The organism is Methylobacterium durans (genome assembly GCF_003173715.1).
Lineage (GTDB): Bacteria > Pseudomonadota > Alphaproteobacteria > Rhizobiales > Beijerinckiaceae > Methylobacterium > Methylobacterium durans.
Map to the genome: position 1 here is coordinate 4,709,671 of NZ_CP029550.1, position 17,127 is coordinate 4,726,797.

18 protein-coding genes are annotated in these 17,127 nt (G+C 65.8%); 12 read left to right on the forward strand and 6 right to left on the reverse strand.

Going from position 1 to position 17,127, the window contains the following annotated elements:
- Nucleotides 1–33: 33 nt before the first annotated feature.
- Nucleotides 34–1,470 carry a hypothetical protein gene (locus DK389_RS21585; protein WP_162560764.1) on the reverse strand — a complete coding sequence of 479 codons (1,437 nt, stop codon included), beginning with the start codon at nt 1,468–1,470 and terminating at the stop codon, nt 34–36.
- A gap of 615 nt (nt 1,471–2,085) precedes the next feature.
- Between DK389_RS21585 and DK389_RS21590 the strand changes: the two genes are divergently transcribed.
- The 8 genes from DK389_RS21590 to DK389_RS21625 all read left to right on the forward strand — a co-directional run bounded on the left by DK389_RS21590 (nt 2,086) and on the right by DK389_RS21625 (nt 10,298).
- Nucleotides 2,086–4,047 carry a TniQ family protein gene (locus DK389_RS21590; RefSeq protein ID WP_109892689.1) on the forward strand — a complete coding sequence of 654 codons (1,962 nt, stop codon included), beginning with the start codon at nt 2,086–2,088 and terminating at the stop codon, nt 4,045–4,047.
- A 321-nt stretch (nt 4,048–4,368) separates the two neighbouring features.
- On the forward strand, nt 4,369–4,863 hold the full coding sequence (locus DK389_RS21595; protein WP_109892691.1) for an RNA polymerase sigma factor: 495 nt from the start codon (nt 4,369–4,371) through the stop codon (nt 4,861–4,863).
- Nucleotides 4,863–5,600, forward strand: coding sequence for an anti-sigma factor family protein (locus tag DK389_RS21600; RefSeq protein WP_109896702.1), 738 nt, complete (start codon nt 4,863–4,865; stop codon nt 5,598–5,600). The genes DK389_RS21595 and DK389_RS21600 overlap by 1 nt, the downstream gene beginning before the upstream one ends.
- Nucleotides 5,601–5,741: 141 nt before the next feature.
- Complete coding sequence (gene sorA / locus DK389_RS21605; protein ID WP_109892693.1) at nt 5,742–6,944, forward strand: SorA family sulfite dehydrogenase catalytic subunit; 1,203 nt, start codon at nt 5,742–5,744, stop codon at nt 6,942–6,944.
- A gap of 12 nt (nt 6,945–6,956) precedes the next feature.
- On the forward strand, nt 6,957–7,268 hold the full coding sequence (gene sorB, locus DK389_RS21610; protein WP_109892695.1) for a SorB family sulfite dehydrogenase c-type cytochrome subunit: 312 nt from the start codon (nt 6,957–6,959) through the stop codon (nt 7,266–7,268).
- A 101-nt stretch (nt 7,269–7,369) separates the two neighbouring features.
- Nucleotides 7,370–8,419 carry a selenide, water dikinase SelD gene (gene selD / locus DK389_RS21615; RefSeq protein WP_109892697.1) on the forward strand — a complete coding sequence of 350 codons (1,050 nt, stop codon included), beginning with the start codon at nt 7,370–7,372 and terminating at the stop codon, nt 8,417–8,419.
- A 135-nt stretch (nt 8,420–8,554) separates the two neighbouring features.
- Nucleotides 8,555–8,833: a YARHG domain-containing protein gene (locus DK389_RS21620; protein WP_109892699.1), complete on the forward strand. Its 279-nt coding sequence runs from the start codon at nt 8,555–8,557 to the stop codon at nt 8,831–8,833.
- 1,222 nt (nt 8,834–10,055) lie between these two features.
- Nucleotides 10,056–10,298: a DUF6894 family protein gene (locus DK389_RS21625; RefSeq protein WP_109892701.1), complete on the forward strand. Its 243-nt coding sequence runs from the start codon at nt 10,056–10,058 to the stop codon at nt 10,296–10,298.
- Between the two features lie 787 nt (nt 10,299–11,085).
- Here DK389_RS21625 and DK389_RS34445 read toward each other — a convergent pair.
- Nucleotides 11,086–11,649 (reverse strand): hypothetical protein, encoded by a 564-nt coding sequence (locus tag DK389_RS34445; RefSeq protein ID WP_236960231.1) that lies wholly within the window; start codon nt 11,647–11,649, stop codon nt 11,086–11,088.
- Nucleotides 11,650–11,914: 265 nt separating this feature from the next.
- Between DK389_RS34445 and DK389_RS21635 the strand changes: the two genes are divergently transcribed.
- Nucleotides 11,915–12,265, forward strand: coding sequence for a hypothetical protein (locus DK389_RS21635; protein WP_109892705.1), 351 nt, complete (start codon nt 11,915–11,917; stop codon nt 12,263–12,265).
- Nucleotides 12,266–12,438: 173 nt separating this feature from the next.
- On the opposite strand, the gene DK389_RS21640 is transcribed toward DK389_RS21635, so the two are convergent.
- A protein-coding gene (locus tag DK389_RS21640) for an IS3 family transposase (protein WP_418291960.1) occupies nt 12,439–13,697 on the reverse strand; the annotation gives its coding sequence in 2 pieces (ribosomal slippage) (nt 12,439–13,355 and nt 13,355–13,697; 1,260 coding nt in all).
- A gap of 79 nt (nt 13,698–13,776) precedes the next feature.
- On the opposite strand from DK389_RS21640, the gene DK389_RS21645 reads away from it, so the two are divergent.
- Nucleotides 13,777–14,364, forward strand: coding sequence for a DedA family protein (locus DK389_RS21645; protein WP_418291961.1), 588 nt, complete (start codon nt 13,777–13,779; stop codon nt 14,362–14,364).
- 408 nt (nt 14,365–14,772) lie between these two features.
- On the opposite strand, the gene DK389_RS21650 is transcribed toward DK389_RS21645, so the two are convergent.
- The gene (locus tag DK389_RS21650; protein ID WP_109896706.1) at nt 14,773–15,063 is read right to left on the reverse strand and encodes a hypothetical protein; all 291 of its coding nucleotides are present in this window, start codon (nt 15,061–15,063) and stop codon (nt 14,773–14,775) included.
- A 172-nt stretch (nt 15,064–15,235) separates the two neighbouring features.
- Between DK389_RS21650 and DK389_RS21655 the strand changes: the two genes are divergently transcribed.
- Entirely contained in the window at nt 15,236–15,454 is a 219-nt protein-coding gene (locus DK389_RS21655; RefSeq protein WP_109892707.1) for a hypothetical protein, read from the forward strand.
- A gap of 24 nt (nt 15,455–15,478) precedes the next feature.
- Here the strand turns inward: DK389_RS21655 and DK389_RS21660 are convergent, their stop codons facing one another.
- Both DK389_RS21660 and DK389_RS21665 read right to left on the reverse strand, forming a co-directional pair.
- Complete coding sequence (locus tag DK389_RS21660) at nt 15,479–15,697, reverse strand: hypothetical protein (protein WP_109892709.1); 219 nt, start codon at nt 15,695–15,697, stop codon at nt 15,479–15,481.
- A 358-nt stretch (nt 15,698–16,055) separates the two neighbouring features.
- Nucleotides 16,056–16,511, reverse strand: a complete 456-nt coding sequence (locus DK389_RS21665) for an NUDIX hydrolase (RefSeq protein ID WP_109892711.1) — start codon at nt 16,509–16,511, stop codon at nt 16,056–16,058.
- Between the two features lie 187 nt (nt 16,512–16,698).
- Here DK389_RS21665 and DK389_RS21670 point away from each other — a divergent pair, with 187 nt between their 5' ends.
- The gene (locus DK389_RS21670) at nt 16,699–17,103 is read left to right on the forward strand and encodes a CYTH domain-containing protein (RefSeq protein WP_236960235.1); all 405 of its coding nucleotides are present in this window, start codon (nt 16,699–16,701) and stop codon (nt 17,101–17,103) included.
- Nucleotides 17,104–17,127 lie beyond the last annotated feature (24 nt).

A 17,127-nucleotide genomic window follows, 5' to 3' on the forward strand; every position in this document is an offset into this window, starting at 1 on the left:
CAAACAGACATGCGGCCCCGGCCTGCCAACACGTCAGGCGGACAAAGTCTCCAGGAGATAGGCCGTCGGGTTCAACAAATGAGGCGGGTGGGGACGGCCTCGGTACCATTGCTCGTTGCGAACTGTTCCTCGAACGTAAGTCTCGAAATGGGTCATCGCCGTAGAGCTCACGCGTGCGATTGGTTGACCCGACCTGATACGGTCCCCGACCTTCCATCCATAGGTATGGGAGGAAGTGCCTTTGACCTCGCCGTAGTTGATCACGAAAGCGGCATGCTCGATCAAGAGAGCATACGTCATCTCTCCAGCCTTCGAGGGATAGAAAGGATAAAAGGCGACGATTGTCCCGTCCTCGCAGGCAAGGACTTCGTCGTTCTCATAAGCATATAGATCAATGGCTACGTGGTAGCGGCCCTTCGGTCGCGCGCCGAGGAACATGCGTCCCGCGCTCCCGACAATCTGATTCCTTTGGGTTGTGTAGGATACGACGTTTCGCAACGGATGCTTCGTCCTCAGCGGCCAATGCCTGTTGCCGACTGGCGTATCGCTCCGTGCGAATGGGAATGGATCGTCCGCAGGAACGCCCTTGGGGGAACCCGGAGCCATCAGGCTCGGGAGGTCAACGCTTTCCAGCGCGCTGAAATCCTCCTCGAATTCGACAGCCTCGACGGGAAGCAAATCCGTGTCCGAACGAAAGTGGGATGCCTTCGGTTCTGGCTGAGCCGGCTCGGATTGCGGACCGGGAAAGCGCTTGAGGCCGCTGATTGTCACACTGGCCGTCAGTGACGGCATTTTCGGATCGCCAAAACTACCCTGCAGGCTGACTTGGATCAGCTCGATACCATCTGGGAAAAATAGCGGTACTTGACGTCCGTCCCGCGCCGCAGCGGCAGCGGCAAGCTTGTCGGACATTGTGGAGATGATGCTGCCGAGTTGCTCCGCGAGCGTTATCGGCTCCTCCGAGAGCGGCGCCGAGGCTGATTGGCCCACGTCCTCGCCCAGTTCCGTCAGGAGTTCGTGCGGCTTCGGGTATTCCCGGCCCGCGTGCCACCCCTCGTGGATCTGTATCGCCTCGGCGATTCGGTCGCGCTGATCATCCGCGAGCTCCCCCACGATGTCACCGAGACCGATGCCGGTCCGGTGCGACACATCTTGAGCGTAGGCCTCAGCGTCGTTTTCATTGGATGGAGCGTATCTGAATATGGCCTGCTTGAGCGTGAGCTTCTTGTAAGGGGCTGTGAGTAGTAACCGGGAGATCGAGCGCAGGCCGGTCGTCTCGTCTGGAAAAATTGCAAACCGACCGTCGGTTCCGATGGACCCGCTTCGCCTCGTGAAGCGTCCATCCTCGATATTTCCAGGATTGTTGTTCCGCCAAGAGCGGCTTCCACCCTCTCGAATTGTTTCGGTCCCATCGTCAGACTCAAAAACGACAACTCCTCTTTTAGGACTACTTGCGTGAATATAAGACACGACTTGCCCCCCCGAAGAAAACTCTCAAGGATCATCAGATTGCTCGAAGAGCAAATCGACTTCTACGGAAAACAGCCTCACCGTAAATTGTTTCGGCCGCTCTAAGTTGTCAAGGCACATCATGGCGGGTAGGCCGAACTGTATATGGCTGACGCGGCGCAGCAATCGGCGGGATTTCGCCAAGAGAGGCGGGAGAACCGGAAGTTTCCCGAATCCGGGTAACCGAGGCTGCAACGAGTCATGGCGCCGCATGGCTGTCGGCCGCGAAGGATGAAGCGTCGCTTGGTTTGGGCGTGCTGCGCAGATCGGTTGCGCCTTCTCGCCCGGGGAACGGGTGCCGTGCACGGCGCGAATCAATCCCGCCGGCAACCGCCGGACCTGAAGGGGGCAACCTCACGACGGCGTCGACCGGGCGCGCCGGTTTCAAGGGTCGCACGCATGGAATGGACAGCCCGTCACAAGAGGGACACCGCGGGCAGCTGGGGAACGGGAGGTGAGCGCGAATGCGCAGTTTCGGGTGAAACCGGTTCTTCAGCTACGCCCCGCAGGATGGGAGCCGTCCCCGCGCCGGCGCATGCCATGCCTCCGGCCGGTTAGAGCCAAGAGGAAACCGGGTTGAGCTCGTTGGCGCTCCGAGTCCGCTTCCGCGAGGAGGAGCCCGCATACGGCTTGTTGGCAAGGCTGGCTGTACGGCACCGCCGCACGGACCTTCGCACCTTTGCCGGTGACGTGGGTGTACCCTACTGGGACGTGACGAGCGGTGGCGCCGCATCGGCCATCGCGGAGTTGGCCGGCTTCGAACCGGGCCGCGTCCTGTCCTGGACCCCCGCGCCAGACTGGCACGCGCGGCATTTCCGAGGAGAGAAGTTCCACAACAACGACTGGTTCGTGCACGACGAACGCCGCGTCTGTGTTGCCTGCCTGCGGGACGACCTGCGGTTGCATGACCACACGGCCGAACCGACGGCCTGCTGCCACCGGCGTTTCTGGTGGGACCTACGGGCCATCGATGTTTGCCCGAGGCACTCGGCTTGGCTGGTGGACCGGTGCCGGTCCTGCGGGCAGCGCCTCACGCTCCTGCCGGCTGACGTGCGGTTCTGCGCATGCGGTGCGGACCTGTCCTGTGTCGAACCGGAGCTGGTCGATGCGCTGGAAGCGCGTGCGGACGCCTACATTCTCGCGCGGCTCCTTGGGATGCCTCACCGCGCCATCCCCGTGCTCGACGCGCTCCCGCTCGGGCAAGCCACGGCACTGATGTTTTCCTTGGGATGGCAGATCCAGGACAACAGGCTCAGATCCGAGAGGCGCAACACGACCGAAGCTCCCCTGGAACCCCAGCCGCAAACGTCGAGTCGGACAATCAAGAAGCGCAGCGCCTCCCGAGAAGCCAAGCTCGCGGCGAAAATGGATAGCTTCCACATTCTCCGCCGCTGGCCTCGGGCTTATCATCGTTTCCTCGACGTCCTTTACCGACTCGCCAAGGACCACCTTGGAAGCTCGGCTCGCCAGGAAGATGGATCGAGCCGGGCGTACCGCCGGTTCGGCCACACGCTCGGCGGGTGGGAATTTCCCAGTGTCCAGCCGCTGCGTGATGAGTACGAGCGACACTTCCTGGCCAACGTTCCCGCAGGTCCGAAAACGGTGGTCTTCGGGCGCCCGGCGGAAGCGTCGCGCTGGGTCAACTTGACCTACGTCAACGAGGCCTGTGGACTCAAGCCCTGGGCCGGCGAGCTCTACCCGATCCTCTGCGATCTCGGCATCGTGGGTCCGGGGAAAGTGAATCACACCAGGGTAAAGATCGCTCGGTCGCTGTTGCCGAAGATCAAGGAGATGTACGACGACGCCCTTTCGTTGACGGAGGCCGCACGGTTGCTGGGCATCGCGACGACCAGCGTGTTGACGCTGCGATCCGCCGGATACCTGACGACGAGCGACAACGCGCACGACAAGAGCAGCCATCGGTTTAGCCGGATTGAGATCGAATACTTGCTTTTTGACGTAGCCGGTTCTGCACCGGCGCTATCGGATGCGGGCCCGACCGATCTGATCGACGTCGTCAGCGCGGCGCAGTTGACGGACGGGTACGGCTTCCTGGGTCTTGAGCGGCTCCTTCGGTCGCTCGTCCGCCGCACCGTGCTGGCTGCGGGCGTCGGGGACGGGAGCGTCGGCCTGGCAGGCATTCTCCTCAATAGGGCGGACGTCGAGCGGTTGATGGTTCAGCGTCGACCTGCTCAGTCGCCGACACGGGATCAGGTTTGCAAGCTTCTCGGCATCGGCCCACGGACGTATCATTTCTTGGTCCGAGAGGGGGCACTGAGGACGTCCGGTCCTGCCCGGAGGTCGAGCCGTGTGACACCCAACGGCATTGAGACCTTCCAGCGTCAATACATCTCTGCGGTCACAATCGGGCAAATGCTCGATCTTCATTTTTTGGCGGTGTACCATCTGCTGCGGAGGCGCGGATACAAGCCGGCCTTCGATCCGGTTTTGGCAGGAGGTCGCATCTACAAGCGTACGGAGGCACTGAGGAATTTTTTGAAGGCCGTCCAACCGCAAAGGTCGGGTAGAGCGTCCTAGGTAGAGCTCGCTCGGGTTCCGTGCCTCACTGCGCAAGGCTGCAATCCATCGGGGCGGCCACCGCCGTCGCCGTCACGGACCCCTATTCCCAAGAGGGAGCCTGAGGTGTTGAGGCGCTAAAATCCTGGTTGGCCATTTTTTCGCTTCCAAGCAGCAGTCTTTCAGCATGCATTCGCTTCCATCCAGCGTATCAATCGCTTTCAGGAAAATTAAAAACCCTTTTGAATCAATGGCGGGCCTTTCATTTAATCACTTTCCCCCAGACGCGCGCCGTCACCCGCCCGCCGTGCTAGGGTCGCCCACGGGAGGTCCGCGCACCCGATGCGAACCATCGGCCAGCACCTGATCGCGGCTTGGCCGCGCCTGTTCGGCTACGCCCTGAAGCTCACCCGCGAGCCCGAGGCGGCCCGCGACCTGATGCAGCAGAGTGCGCTCCAGGCGCTCTCCGCACGGGCCGCGCCGACGGAGGAGCGGGCGGCGCTGGCCTACCTGTTCCGCGTGGTCCGGCACGCCTGGATCGACCGCATCCGCCGGGCCGCCGTGCGGGAGCCGAGCGGGCAGGTGGAGGCCTGCCCCGTGCCGGCCGCGACCGACGACCGCCTGATCGACGCGATCGCGGTCCGCCAAGCCTTTGAGCGCCTCGACGCGCCCTGCCGCCGCGTGGTGGCCTGCGTCGATGTGGAGGGGCTGAGCTACCGGGAGACCGCGGAGGCGCTCGGGATCCCGGTCGGAACGGTGATGAGCCGGCTGCACCGGGCCCGGCGCCGGATGCTGGCGCAGATCGCGGGCCTCGACGAAACCGCCGGGGAGGAATGATGCGCTGGGAGACGCTTAACGCCTATGTCGACGGGGAGCTCGATGCGCGGGCACGGCGAGGAGTCGCCGAGGCGGCCCGGCGGGATCCGGACGTGGCGGCGCAGGTCGCGACCCTGTCCCGGCTGAAGCGGTCGGTGCGGGCGGCCGCGCCGGACAGCGCCAGGTCGGCAGCCCGGGCGCCGCTCCCCGCCGCGCGCGCCTCCGGCCTCGGGGGCCGCCTCGGCTGGGCCGCCGCCGCCCTGGCGGTGATCCTCGGCGGAGGGCTCTGGCTGCGGCAGGAGGCCGCCGCGCCGGGCGACCCGGCCGTGCGAGCCTTCACCGCCTGGGCAGAGGCCCGACCGGTCAGAGGAAGCCGCGCGCCCACGGGGTCGGAGGCGGCGGCGCCGGACCTCCGTGCCGCCGGCTTCACGCTCACCTACCTGTCGGCGGCGGGAGCGGGCAGCCAGCTCGCCGGCTACGAGGGACCGCACGGCTGCCGGCTCGCGCTCTGGATGGGCCCGCCAGCGGGCATGGCGGCGGACGTAGTCGCGGGCGAGGGCGGACACGCGATCTTGCGCCTCGTCAGCTGGGAGGCGGGCGGGCGCCGCTACGTCGCTCTCTCCGACGGGATGGAGGCCCAGCGCTTCGCCCTCGTCGCCGCGGCGATCGAGCAGGCACTGCGTGCGCCGGACCCCGACCGTCTCCGCCTCGCGATGGATCAGGCCGCCGGAATGGCCGACCGGCCCTGCCTGGGCTGATCCCGCCGGGCACCTCCGCGGAAAAGTTTTCCGCGCGCGAGAATAAGGTACCGCCCTCCCGCGTCTTGACCCGTCCACGACAATTCGGCCGGCCCGCGGGCATCGACCCCGCCGGATCGGGCGCAGACGGGAGGGACGGGGATGCTGCACAGGCGTGAGCTGATCAGGCGGGCCGGATTATTCGCGCTCGCGAGCGGCCCGGCCCTCGCGCCGCTGCGGGTGTTGGCGGAGACCGTCACGCTGCCCTTCGGCAACGGCGAGCGCCCGCTCGTCGCCTATCCGGGCAAGCGCCCGCTCCTGCAGATGACCGCCCGGCCGCCGCAACTGGAGACGCCCTTCTCGGTCTTCGACGAGGGCGCCATCACGCCGAACGATGCCTTCTTCGTCCGCTATCACCTCGCCGACATCCCGACCGCGATCGATCCGGACGCGTTCCGTCTCGAGGTAAAGGGCCTGGTCGAGCGCCCCGTTTCCCTGTCGCTCGCCGAGCTCAAGGCGATGCCGGGCGCCGAGATCGTCGCGGTCAACCAGTGCTCGGGCAATTCCCGCGGCTTCTTCGAGCCGCGCATGGCGGGCGGGCAACTCGCCAACGGCGCCATGGGCTGCGCCCGCTGGGCGGGCGTGCCGCTGAGAGCCGTGCTCGACAAGGCCGGCGTGAAGGCGGGCGCCGTGCAGGTGCTGTTCGAGGGGCTCGACGGACCGGTCGTCCCGGAGACGCCGGATTTCGCCAAGACCCTCCAACTCGATCACGCCCGCGACGGCGAGGTGATGCTCGCGTGGTCGATGAACGGCGAGGACCTGCCCTGGCTGAACGGGTATCCGCTGCGCCTCGTCGTGCCGGGCTATTACGGGACCTACTGGGTCAAGCACCTCAACGGCGTCACCGTGCTCGACAAGCCCTACGAGGGCTTCTGGATGAAGACGGCCTACCGCATCCCGGACAACGACTGCGCCTGCACCGAGCCCGGCAAGCCGGCCGCCGGCACCGTGCCGATCAACCGTTTCACGATCCGATCCTTCCTGACGAACCTCGCGGACGGCGCCACTGTGAAGGCGGGTCCGACGCCGTTGCGCGGCATCGCCTTCGACGGCGGCTCGGGCATCCGGGCGGTCGCCGTCTCCCTCGACGACGGCCGCACCTGGAGCGAGGCGAAGCTCGGGCCGGATCTTGGGCGCTACGCGTTCCGGCCCTGGATGCTGCAGGCCGACCTGCCGCCCGGCGCTCACGCGATCCGGGTCCGGGCGACCGGGAACGACGGGGCGATGCAGCCCCTGGAGCCGCGCTGGAACCCGGCCGGGTACCTGCGCAACGTGGTCGAGACCACCCGCGTGCGGGCGGCCTGAGGGGAGGGGACGATGACGCGCATCCTGATCGCCGCCTTCCTGGTTCTCGCCGCCGGTGCGGCCCTGGCCGGCCCGAAGACCTACGACCTCCCGGAGGCGACGGCGCAGCTGCGTCCGGCGCCCTCCGGCCACGAGACCGGCTTCGAGGCGGCGCAGACCAACTGCCTGAGCTGCCACTCGGTCGATTACATCGCGATGCAGCCGCCGAAGAAGGGCCGGGCGTTCTGGGAATCCGAGGTGACCAAGATGATCAAGGTCTACCACGCCCCGATCGACGAGGCGGCCGGCAAGGCCATCGCCGCCTACCTGACCGAGGCGTATTGAGGCGGTGCGGGCGCGGGGCCGGCGGCAAAGCCCGGAACCGGTCTTTCGCCTCGGGCGGCCGTCGCTGCTAGGCAGGGAGTGACGGACCCAGCGGAGGAATCATGGACACGCCGACGCCCCGCCTCACGAGCCTCGCCCACGGGGGCGGCTGCGGCTGCAAGCTCGACCCCGGCATCCTGCGCGGGCTCCTGGCGAGCCAGCCCGCGGCCGGACCGTTCGAGCGTCTCCTCGTCGGCAACGAGACCGCGGACGATGCTGCCGTCTGGGCCCTGGACGACGGCACCTGCCTCATCGCCACCACAGACTTCTTCACGCCGATGGTGGACGACCCGCGCGATTTCGGCCGCATCGCCGCAACGAATGCGATCTCCGACGTCTATGCGATGGGGGGCCGTCCGATCCTGGCGCTCGCCATCCTCGGCATGCCGGTCGGCAGGATCGCGCCCGAGACCGTGGCCGAGATCCTGAGAGGCGGCGCTGGCCTCTGCGCCGAGGCCGGCATCCCGGTCGCGGGCGGCCACTCGATCGACACGCCGGAGCCGATCTACGGGCTCGCCGTAATCGGCACCGCGCGACGCGAGCACGTGCGCCGCAACGGCGACGCTCGGGCAGGCGACGCGCTCATCCTGACGAAGGGCATCGGCGTCGGGATCTACTCCGCGGCGATCAAGCGCGACGGCCTGCCCGGGGACGGCTACGCCGAGTTCGTGGCGACAACGACGCTCCTCAACAGGGTCGGCCCTGACCTCGCGACCGACGCGGACGTGCACGCCATGACGGACGTCACCGGCTTCGGCCTCCTCGGGCACGGGCTGGAGATCGCTCGCGCATCCGGGCTGCGGCTGGCGATCGAGGCCGGCGCGGTGCCGCTCCTGACCCATGCTGCGGCGCTCGCCAGGGACGGCTTCGTGACCGGCGCATCGCACCGGAACTGGGCCGCCTTCGGGGCGGATGTCGCCCTGCCCGAATCCTTCCCGGATTGGCGGCGTCATCTCCTCACCGACCCGCAGACCTCCGGCGGGCTCCTCGTCTCCTGCGCGGCGGGGCGCGCCGCGGCGATCCGGGACCGCATCCGGGCGGCGGGCTACCCGCTCGCCGCGATCGTCGGCCGCGTCGAGACGGGCCCCGCCGGGCTGCGGGTCGATTCGTGAGATCGGTCCGGGGGAATCGCGTGGGAGAGACGCCGAGGACGAGGCGCGGCCCGTGAACGCCGCCTGCCCAAGCGCGGCCATAGGCGCCCGCGCGCGGATGTGACACAGTCCCGGCGCACCGTCCGGAGCCCTGCCTTGCGTCTTCTCGCTCTCGTCCGCGCTGCTCTCGTGTGCGCGTCCTTGCCGCTCGCCGGCCAGGCGCAGGCGGCCTTTCCCTGCGACGAGCTCTGGGGCGAGCGCAATGCCGTCTACGCCGAGGCGGGCTACTGCTTCCGGACGGCGCGGGGCATCCGGGCCTTCGGCAACGCGAATTGCCGCTACGATGACATCCGGGACGTGCCGCTCTCCGCCCGCGACCGGGCGAAGGTCGCCGACATCGTCCGCGAGGAGCGGCGGAACGGCTGCGGGGAGTGAGCGCCGCGGCCCGGCGCGCGGCAATCCTGGCGGAAGCGGATGGGAATCGAACCCACCGTACGCTGTTGGCGTACCGCTGGTTTTGAAGATCGATCCTGTAGGGCAGCCTGAGTGTGTCTTAGGCAGAAACCTCAATTAGGTGAGGAAGTTAGGGTATCGGATGCCTCTAGTGCTGACAGCCGGGTGCGGCGAACGAGTCGGCACAGTGCTCGGACGTGGGCCGTTCCCTCGTTCTCTGTTCAGGGCATCGGTTTCCATCCATCGTAGGCGCTGGTGTGATGCCCTGCTCTCATGGCTCCCGATGATCGTTGAGGGGTAGGCGCATCAGCGCCTACCCACTCACGATGGGATGCTCTCGGCTGGCCCTATGGTCCTCGGGCCGCCAATCGCACCCCATCGGCTCTCCGAGATTCCGTTGAGGGCAAGAGCGCGAACACAGATCGGACTGGTGTTGGGAGAGGGAGAGAGGAGATCCAGATCTCACCTCCATCATGACCTTGATGTCCTGTAAGCCAGTTGGATTTCTCACGTGTCCGCGCAGCTTCCCGTATTAGATGAGCCGTGAGAAAAACGGCTCCCGGACGAGAACGGGCGCGGAACGCGGCCCGGCCGAGATCCAACCCCCTCAGCCAACCGTCCTCTCCACGTCCTCCTGAACGTCCCCGCCACGGTTCTCCCGAACCGATCCGGCGCACGATCGAGGCAGACAGTCACACTGGTACGATCAGGCGAGGACAGTCAGGCGGTACGATCAGAACGACGATCTCCGAGAGGATCGAGATCCGGCCATTATCGGGCGGTATGAAGACAGATCGGCGCAGGAGGTCGAGGAGAAGGGTCGGCGAGCGTGGGGCTGCGAGGTGCCCCTCCCGGGGCTCAGAGCAAGCCAGCGATGCCGACAGCCGGGCCGCGAAGGATGAGCGGGACGGCTCAGGAGGGAGAGACGTCCAGTTGCTTCCGGTGCCTGTGGCACGGCCAGTACATCGTTGAGCCCGATCAGGTCGCTGGTCCCCCTGGCCGCCATGTGGGTCATGGTGCTGGGAAGCATCGCTACCCTGTTCGAGACGATCGCGTAATCGTCCTCAGGATGCTCGGCCCGGAAGTCCGTGCAGAGGGTCGCGAGATTGTCGCCTCTCACGCCATCCGTATTCTTCGGTGATGGTCAGCATTGATCCATCCTGCTGTCCTCGTAGTTGGTAGCAGGACGGAGGCGAGTTGCATCATGCCGCTGTTCTACTTCCACCTGCATGCCCTCTCGAAGCTGCGACAGGACGAGATCGGCCTTGAGCTGGATAGCGTCGAGGCTGCTTACCTCGCGGCCTATCACTCGGTCCCAGGGGTGGCGGCGGAGTTGGTGAGAGAGGGGCTTGATCCTTCTCAGTTCAAGTACGTGATCACCAACGCGAAGGACCGGCACCTGATGACGCTGCCCTTCTCAGAGGCTCTGGGCGCGAAGGTGCGCTGACCGAGATAGCAGCTTTTCTCCCGCACCCTACGGTTCGATCGTCTACTCTCGGCTAATCGGAGAAGCGTTAGATCTCTCACGTGTCCATGCGACTCTCCGTACTCGATGAAGCGTGAGGGAAGTGGCTCCTTAGGCGATAACGGACGCGGAACGCAGCCCGGCTGAGACCCAGCCCACTCAGCCAATCGTCCTGCCGACGTCCTCCTGAACGGCCGCGCCCACGATCGCAGAGGACCATCACGCTGGTAGGATCAAGACGAGCCCAGTCAGGCCGGTATGATCAAGACGACGATCCCCGAAAGGATCGAGATCCGGGCGGTATGAAGACAGATCGGTGCGGCAGGTCGAGGAGAAGGCGTCGGAGAGCGTGGGGCTGCGAGGCGCCCACCAGGGCACAGAGCAGACCAGCGATGCCGACAGCCGGGCCGCGAGAAAAGCGAGGGGACGGCTACTTACGAAGTGCGGCCGAAGGAAGTTGGCTTTCACAAGCTCGTCAGTCCGTTCAGAGCTGCGACCAGGGAAAATGTGCCAGCGATAGCAACGTTGCCTGCAAGCAGGATGGTGAGAAGGGTCATGGGCCTGGAACTCCATACTGTCGAGCTTCAACGCCAATGGCTACGTTCCGTTGCGGCCCTCATCACTTCCCTTTCTTGGCCTCCGGCCCGCCGCAGGCGCGAGCCACTGACCCGTGGCCGCGCCACGAGCCTGCGACCGCAGATCGCCTGTTTGATCGGCAAAGGCCGGGCAGATGGCCCGGCCTTCATCATCTCAGGCAGACTGGATGCGGTCAGTGTGCACCGGTCGAGGTTGCACCCGATTTCGAGCCGGAAGCGGGAGCCGTCTTCGCGGTATTCGGGCTCGTGCTCTTCGCAGCGCCGGTCGCAACACCGTCCTTCGCGGGCATGCCCTTCTCGGTGTTGCTCTTCACGCTACCCGGATTGTTGAGGTTCTTTTCCGCAGATCCAGCAGCGCCAGCCTGGGCCAGCGCAGCGCCGGACAGCGAAGTAGCCAGCAGGGCGCTGAGTGCAAGGCAACTGATGCGCATAGTGAACTCCCTTTCGGATGCAGAACACATCTGCTCGATTGCGCCGGTATGTGCCGCTGAGCAGCGATTGGTTTGCACCAACACAGGAAGATTGGGCGTTCCCAGATGAACCGGCCGTGACACGGCAAGCGGCTCTCTGTTCACCTTGCGCCGGCTGCCTGGAGAAGCGGCAACCGACGAGTTGGGATGCCGCAAGTCAAACCTTTGCCGTAGGAAGGAGTTCTCGCGGAACGTGTTGTTCCAGCGGTTCGTTACGTGCTCCCACATGGGAGGCAACAATGCTGAAAACGGCACAGGCAAGCGCATTTCTGTGGCTCGTGATCGCAAGCCAAGCCCTTGCGCAGGTGACCACAGCACCAACCACACCTGCCCCCGCTCAGCCTACTGCACCAGCCACCACACACGCGGCTGGCGGAACGAACTGGCTCTGGCTGATCATCCTGGCCGCCCTGATTGCAGCGGCGGTCTGGTACTTCATGCGCCGTCGCGGAACACCCCGGCTTTGATGCTGGAGGCGGTGTAAGCGGCACCGCCAACGAAAATCCGGGACAGCGAAACTGAGGAGAAGGTCATGGCTGAGACACAAGCGCAGAACCCCTCGTCGCAAGGCTCTTCAGGAGCCAAGCAATCCGGCAGGGGCCAGGATCAACAACGGAGTGAGAGCTTCGCCGATCAGGCGCAGAGCGCGGTGCGTGGAGTGGCCGATCAGGCGTCAGACATGTGGGACAGCGCCTCCGATCAGGGTCAGCGCTATTACAGACAGGGCAGCCAAGCCTTCGGCAACATGGACGGTGCGACGCTCGGCGGTTTGTTCGCCGCAGGTGCGCTTGGCTTTGCCATCGCATGGCTGATCTTCGGGCAGTCTCACGCAAGCAGAGATGTGGCTCGCCGCATGAGCCGGAGCAGCGAGAGCTACCGTTGAGTTATACGAGGCAGTGAACGCTGACGTGCGTTCGGAAGGTGCCTCAGGGCTGGGCTCAACCACCCTTAGGCTGGCCGAACATCCGCAGCAGCAAGCCGGTTGAGTCCATGCTGGAGTTCGTTCTCGGTGACCTGTCCGCGCTGATCGCCACGCACGGGCTCTGTTGTTGCCCCCTAAAGACCGGACACGGTCTCCTGGGTTGATCGGGCGATGAACTCGCGCGGCGAGCGGTAGCCCAGCGCGCGATGAGGGTGAAGGTCGTTGTAGTGCGCCAGCCAAACGGGAAGCTGGCGCAGCACGCTTTCAGCATCCGGCAGGATCGAGACGCGCACGTAGTCGCGCTTCAAGGTCCGCACGAACGCCTCGGCCATGCCATTACTCTGAGGGCTCTCCAGCGGCGTCGTTTTCGGCACCAATCCGAGGTCGCGAGCGAAGCGGCGCGTGTCGCGGGCCAAGTAGCAGCTGCCGTTGTCGGTCAGCCACTCGATCAGGCTCGGCAGCTGGTTGACTGGCCCGAAGCGATGCTCGACGGCCGCCACCATCAGGTCGCGGACGTCCTCGCCCGTGATGCCCGCCGTGGTTGCCACGTAGCTCATCGCCTCCCGGTCACAGCAGTCGAGCGCGAAGGCGACCCGCACCCTCTCACCGTTCTCCGCCGCGATCTCTAGCCCGTCCGAGCACCAGCGCGTGTTGCGGACGGCCACCGCCACCTTGCCCTCATGACGGCGCGTCTCGGCTCCGCCCGCGTGTCGCTGAAGCAGGAGGTCGTGCGCCTTCATGACTCGGTAGACGCGCTTCACGTTCGGCGCAGGCCGGCCGTCCCGCTCGGCCTGCCGGCGCAAGAGGGCGTGGACGCGCCGATAGCCGTAGGTCGGCAGATCCGCGATGAGCGCCTGGATCGCGCCGAGCAGCTCGGCGTCGGGTGCAGGCGGACGACCGCGTCGCGCTATGGGCTTCCGGGCGGGGGCCGTCTGCCGGGAGGAGGCGAGGTGCGGGCGCGATAAGCCCAAAGCCGAAGCCACCGCGCTCACCGGCCGTCCCCCAGCCACGAGGTCATGCGCAGCGGCAACTTTTTGGGGGCGGCGACCCGCTCCATCGCCTCGCGCAAGATCTCGGTTTCCAGCGTCTTCTTGCCCAGGAGCCGCTGTAGCTCGCGGATCTGCTGCAGGGCAGCGCGAAGCTCGGAGGCTGGCACCACCTCCTCGCCGGCCCCGGCGGCCGTGAGGGCGCCGCGCGCCATCAGCCGACGCCACGTGAACAGCTGGTTGGCGTTCAGCCCGTGGCGGCGGGCGACGAGCGAGACAGACTGGCCGGGCAGATACGTCTCCTCGACGAGGCGCACCTTCTCCTGCGTGGTCCAGTGCCGCCGGCGCTGGACGGAGGTGATCACCTCGACGCGCTCGGCGCGGGGCGGATCGTTAAAACTCACCATAGGATCGGTCATAGGCACACACTTCCACAAGCGTGAGCCCGTGTCCGGTCATTTAGGGGGCTACTTCAGGCTCTGGATCGTGGCCCTGGTGATCGGCCTGGAGAGCATGGGCCTGCCACTCCCTGGTGAGACGTGTCTCGTCAGCGCCTCCCTCTACGCCGGAGCAACCGGCAATCTCTCCCTAGGCGCGGTCATTGCCGCAGCCGTGGCAGGGGCGGTGATTGGCGACAGCGTCGGCTTCTGGATCGGCCGCAGCGTGGGGCAGCGAACGCTCATCCGTCATGGGCCGCGCATCGGCATCACGCCCGAGAAGATCAAGCTCGGGCGCTACTTGTTCATGCGCCATGGCGGCAAGGTCGTGTTCCTGGGCCGGTTCGTCGCCGTACTGCGCGTGTTGGCAGCACTCCTGGCCGGCGCGAACCGGATGGCATGGCCACGCTTCCTCTTGTTCAACGCCACTGGCGGGCTCGTCTGGGCGACCGTGTTTGCGTGTGGCGCTTACTTCTTCGGTTCGCGCATCGAGGCGGTGACCGGCCCCGTGGGCGTATGCCTACTGGTCCTGGCAGCGGCTGGTTTGATCTGGCTCATCGTCATGCTGCGCGAGCACGAGGCGCGCCTTCTGGAAGAGGCAGAGCAGGCGCTCCCCGGCCCGCTGATGCCGACCTAAGGGCGAGCGGACTATCAACATCCCAGGGCTGGGGATGCTCCAACCCCGTTGCTTGAGACAATCGCGTGATTGCGCTGAGGACGAGAAGCGCAGCAGCCAAGCAATCGTGCACGCCTCCCGATGGAACCGCTCAGCTTGTGCCTGCGTTGCAAGCCAAATTCAAACGCTGGGGACGATAAATGAGCACTAATGCTGAGTATAGGAATGCGCTCCCGTCAGGCCCGTCGCTGCTTCAAGCAAGCTTAGGCTTCAGTTTTTCTTTCGTAACTCTGATCGGATGCGTGGTTGCGCTCGGCATGGTTGCATAGTGCCGAACCGCATCATTGGGTGTGTGCTCAAGGCAGACTGAGCAGCAACGAAAAAGGGGTGCCGGAAGGCACCCCTTTTCGCATCGAACTACGACGGCGGTCAGTAGCCGTAGTAGGGATCGTAGCCGTAGGCCGGAGCCGGAGCGTAGTAGCGGGGAGCCTGACTGGCAGCGATAGCGCCGCCGATGATGCCAAGCGCCGCACCTGCTGCGAGTGCACCACCTACACCGGAGCCGCGACGGTGGCCGTAGTGGCGGTAGCCACCCCGATAGCCGTAGCCGCCGTGATAGCCGTATCCGCCTCGGTAGCCGGGGCGAGCCTCAGCGGCCGGAGCGACAAGCAGGGAGCCCGCAAACGCGGCTGCAACAGCCGACAGAGCCAACTTCTTCATGAAGCCTCCAAGGGGCATGCCCGTGGCGTTCATCGCCCGTGGTCGTGCATCTGCTGTGAACCTGACGCGGTTCGGGGAGGGACGCGGTGCGCATCCTCACCCTACCGGGCTCAACCTCGCCTTCCACGCTTCTGTTCGTTAAGCTCGGCTTTATCGCCACGGAGGGAAGCTGTTGCAGTTCATCATCAGCGCGAGCACGCAGGACGGTCACATCGCCTATCAGGCCCGGTCTCCCGAAACCGCACTGGAGCGTGCCAGATCCTTGGAGAGCGAGCAGGCGCGGGGCGTGCAGGTCAGCGATATGCACGGACGCATCTACGATCCCGACGCCTTCGACCGCTGCTTTGTTCGCTCGCAGGCAACCAAAACGATGGGTGAAGTCGCCGCGTAGGTGCGGCAGGAACTGATCCCGCCATTAGCCCGGTGAGCCGTGACCGAGCCTCAGGAGCGTTGCGACGCCATCGGCGGCCCAGGACTTCGTGACAGATGCGGCGTCAGAGCTAAAGGCCACGGCAACGACGTGCATGCCGAGAACCGGCGCGAAAACCAGCACCATCATGATGAGGATGGCAGCGGCGCTGCGGTCGCGGCGCACAGGCGCTGCCGCGCGCGAAAAGGTGTTTGGGAGGGTCATGGCTCACCTTGTCTGACCAGCCGCCAAGGCCGGTCGCGGGCGAGCCGGATCGAACGATCAGGCGCGGATCACGCAGTCAGCCAGTGGCGGCAGGGTCGACCGACTACTGTCGTCGGGCATGGGGTTCGTGGGTTCCTGTGGAGCCGCAGGCTCGCGCCGAGGCACGAACGAACGGAGGGTCGGATGATGGGGTGCAAGTCCATCTTCGTGACGGCTCAACGCCGGGCGACCCAGATTGGATGCACGGGCGAGAAGATGGCCCACAGTGAGGTTCGTGACGAACGCCGCTGACCAATGACAAACCAGTTCCTTGCCTGGGTGGATGTGGTTGCGCAGCCATCACAGAGCCTGCACTCCGTCACGACAAGGCCGGAACTTCATCCGGAATGAAGGCGTGCAGCAGGAGCTTGAGGTCGCCCTCCTGCACGAGGTCTGCCGCCTCGTGGGGCGTGCACCAGCATAGCTCCCGCTGACCCCACTCGGGCCAGCGGCTGCGCTGCCCCGTCACGTGCAGTGGGAACACACTAACCTCGCAGGACACCACCATGCCGTTGTCGAGGCGCTTGTCGTACTCGTAGGTGCCGAACACAGCCTTGCTAATCCGCCCCTTCAGCCCAGCTTCCTCGTATGCCTCTCGCTCGGCCGCTCGATGTGGCTTGCGGCCGGGCATCGGCCAGCCCTTCGGCAGGACCCAGCGCCGCGTCTCGCGCGAGGTGATCAGCAGAACCTCAAGTTCGCCCTGCATGTCGAACCGGTAGGGCAGAGCCGCTACCTGCCGCCGTGCTTTGCGCCACTTCTTCTTCACCCCTGCCATCGCGACGCCATATCCCGAACGTCATGCCAACCGCACGGCGGCAGGCGAGTTCGCCCACAAGCATTCAACCGGGAGTACCGGCTGTACATGAGCCGATGCTGGACCGTTGCGGAGCGGGAGCGTAGCTCTGAGGCGCAGCAGGAGCCATCACGCTTCAGGCTGCGGCTTCGAACGGATCGGATGCCCTGTGCAGATTGAGATCGAGCGCAGGTTTCTCGTTACCCCTGAGGTGCTGACTCACTGCCGGGCGGGCGTGCACATCCGTCAGGGCTATCTGCACACTGATGGCAGAAATACGCTTCGGGTGCGCCGCGCGGGTGAGCGCGGCTTTCTCACATGGAAGGGCAAAAAGCAGGGCTCGTCACGGGCAGAGTTCGAGCGGGAGATTTCGCCCGAGACAGCCGACTTCCTCCTGAGCCTGATCTCACCCGACCGCTGCCTGGAGAAGAGGCGCTACGGGATCGAGCATGCCGGTCTGATGTGGGAGGTGGACGTGTTCGACGGCGCACTCGCAGGGCTGATCCTGGCCGAGGTGGAACTCCAGCGGGAGGACCAGCCTGTGACGCTGCCGCCTGGGTCACGCGCGAGGTGACGCACGACAAGCGCTATCGCAATT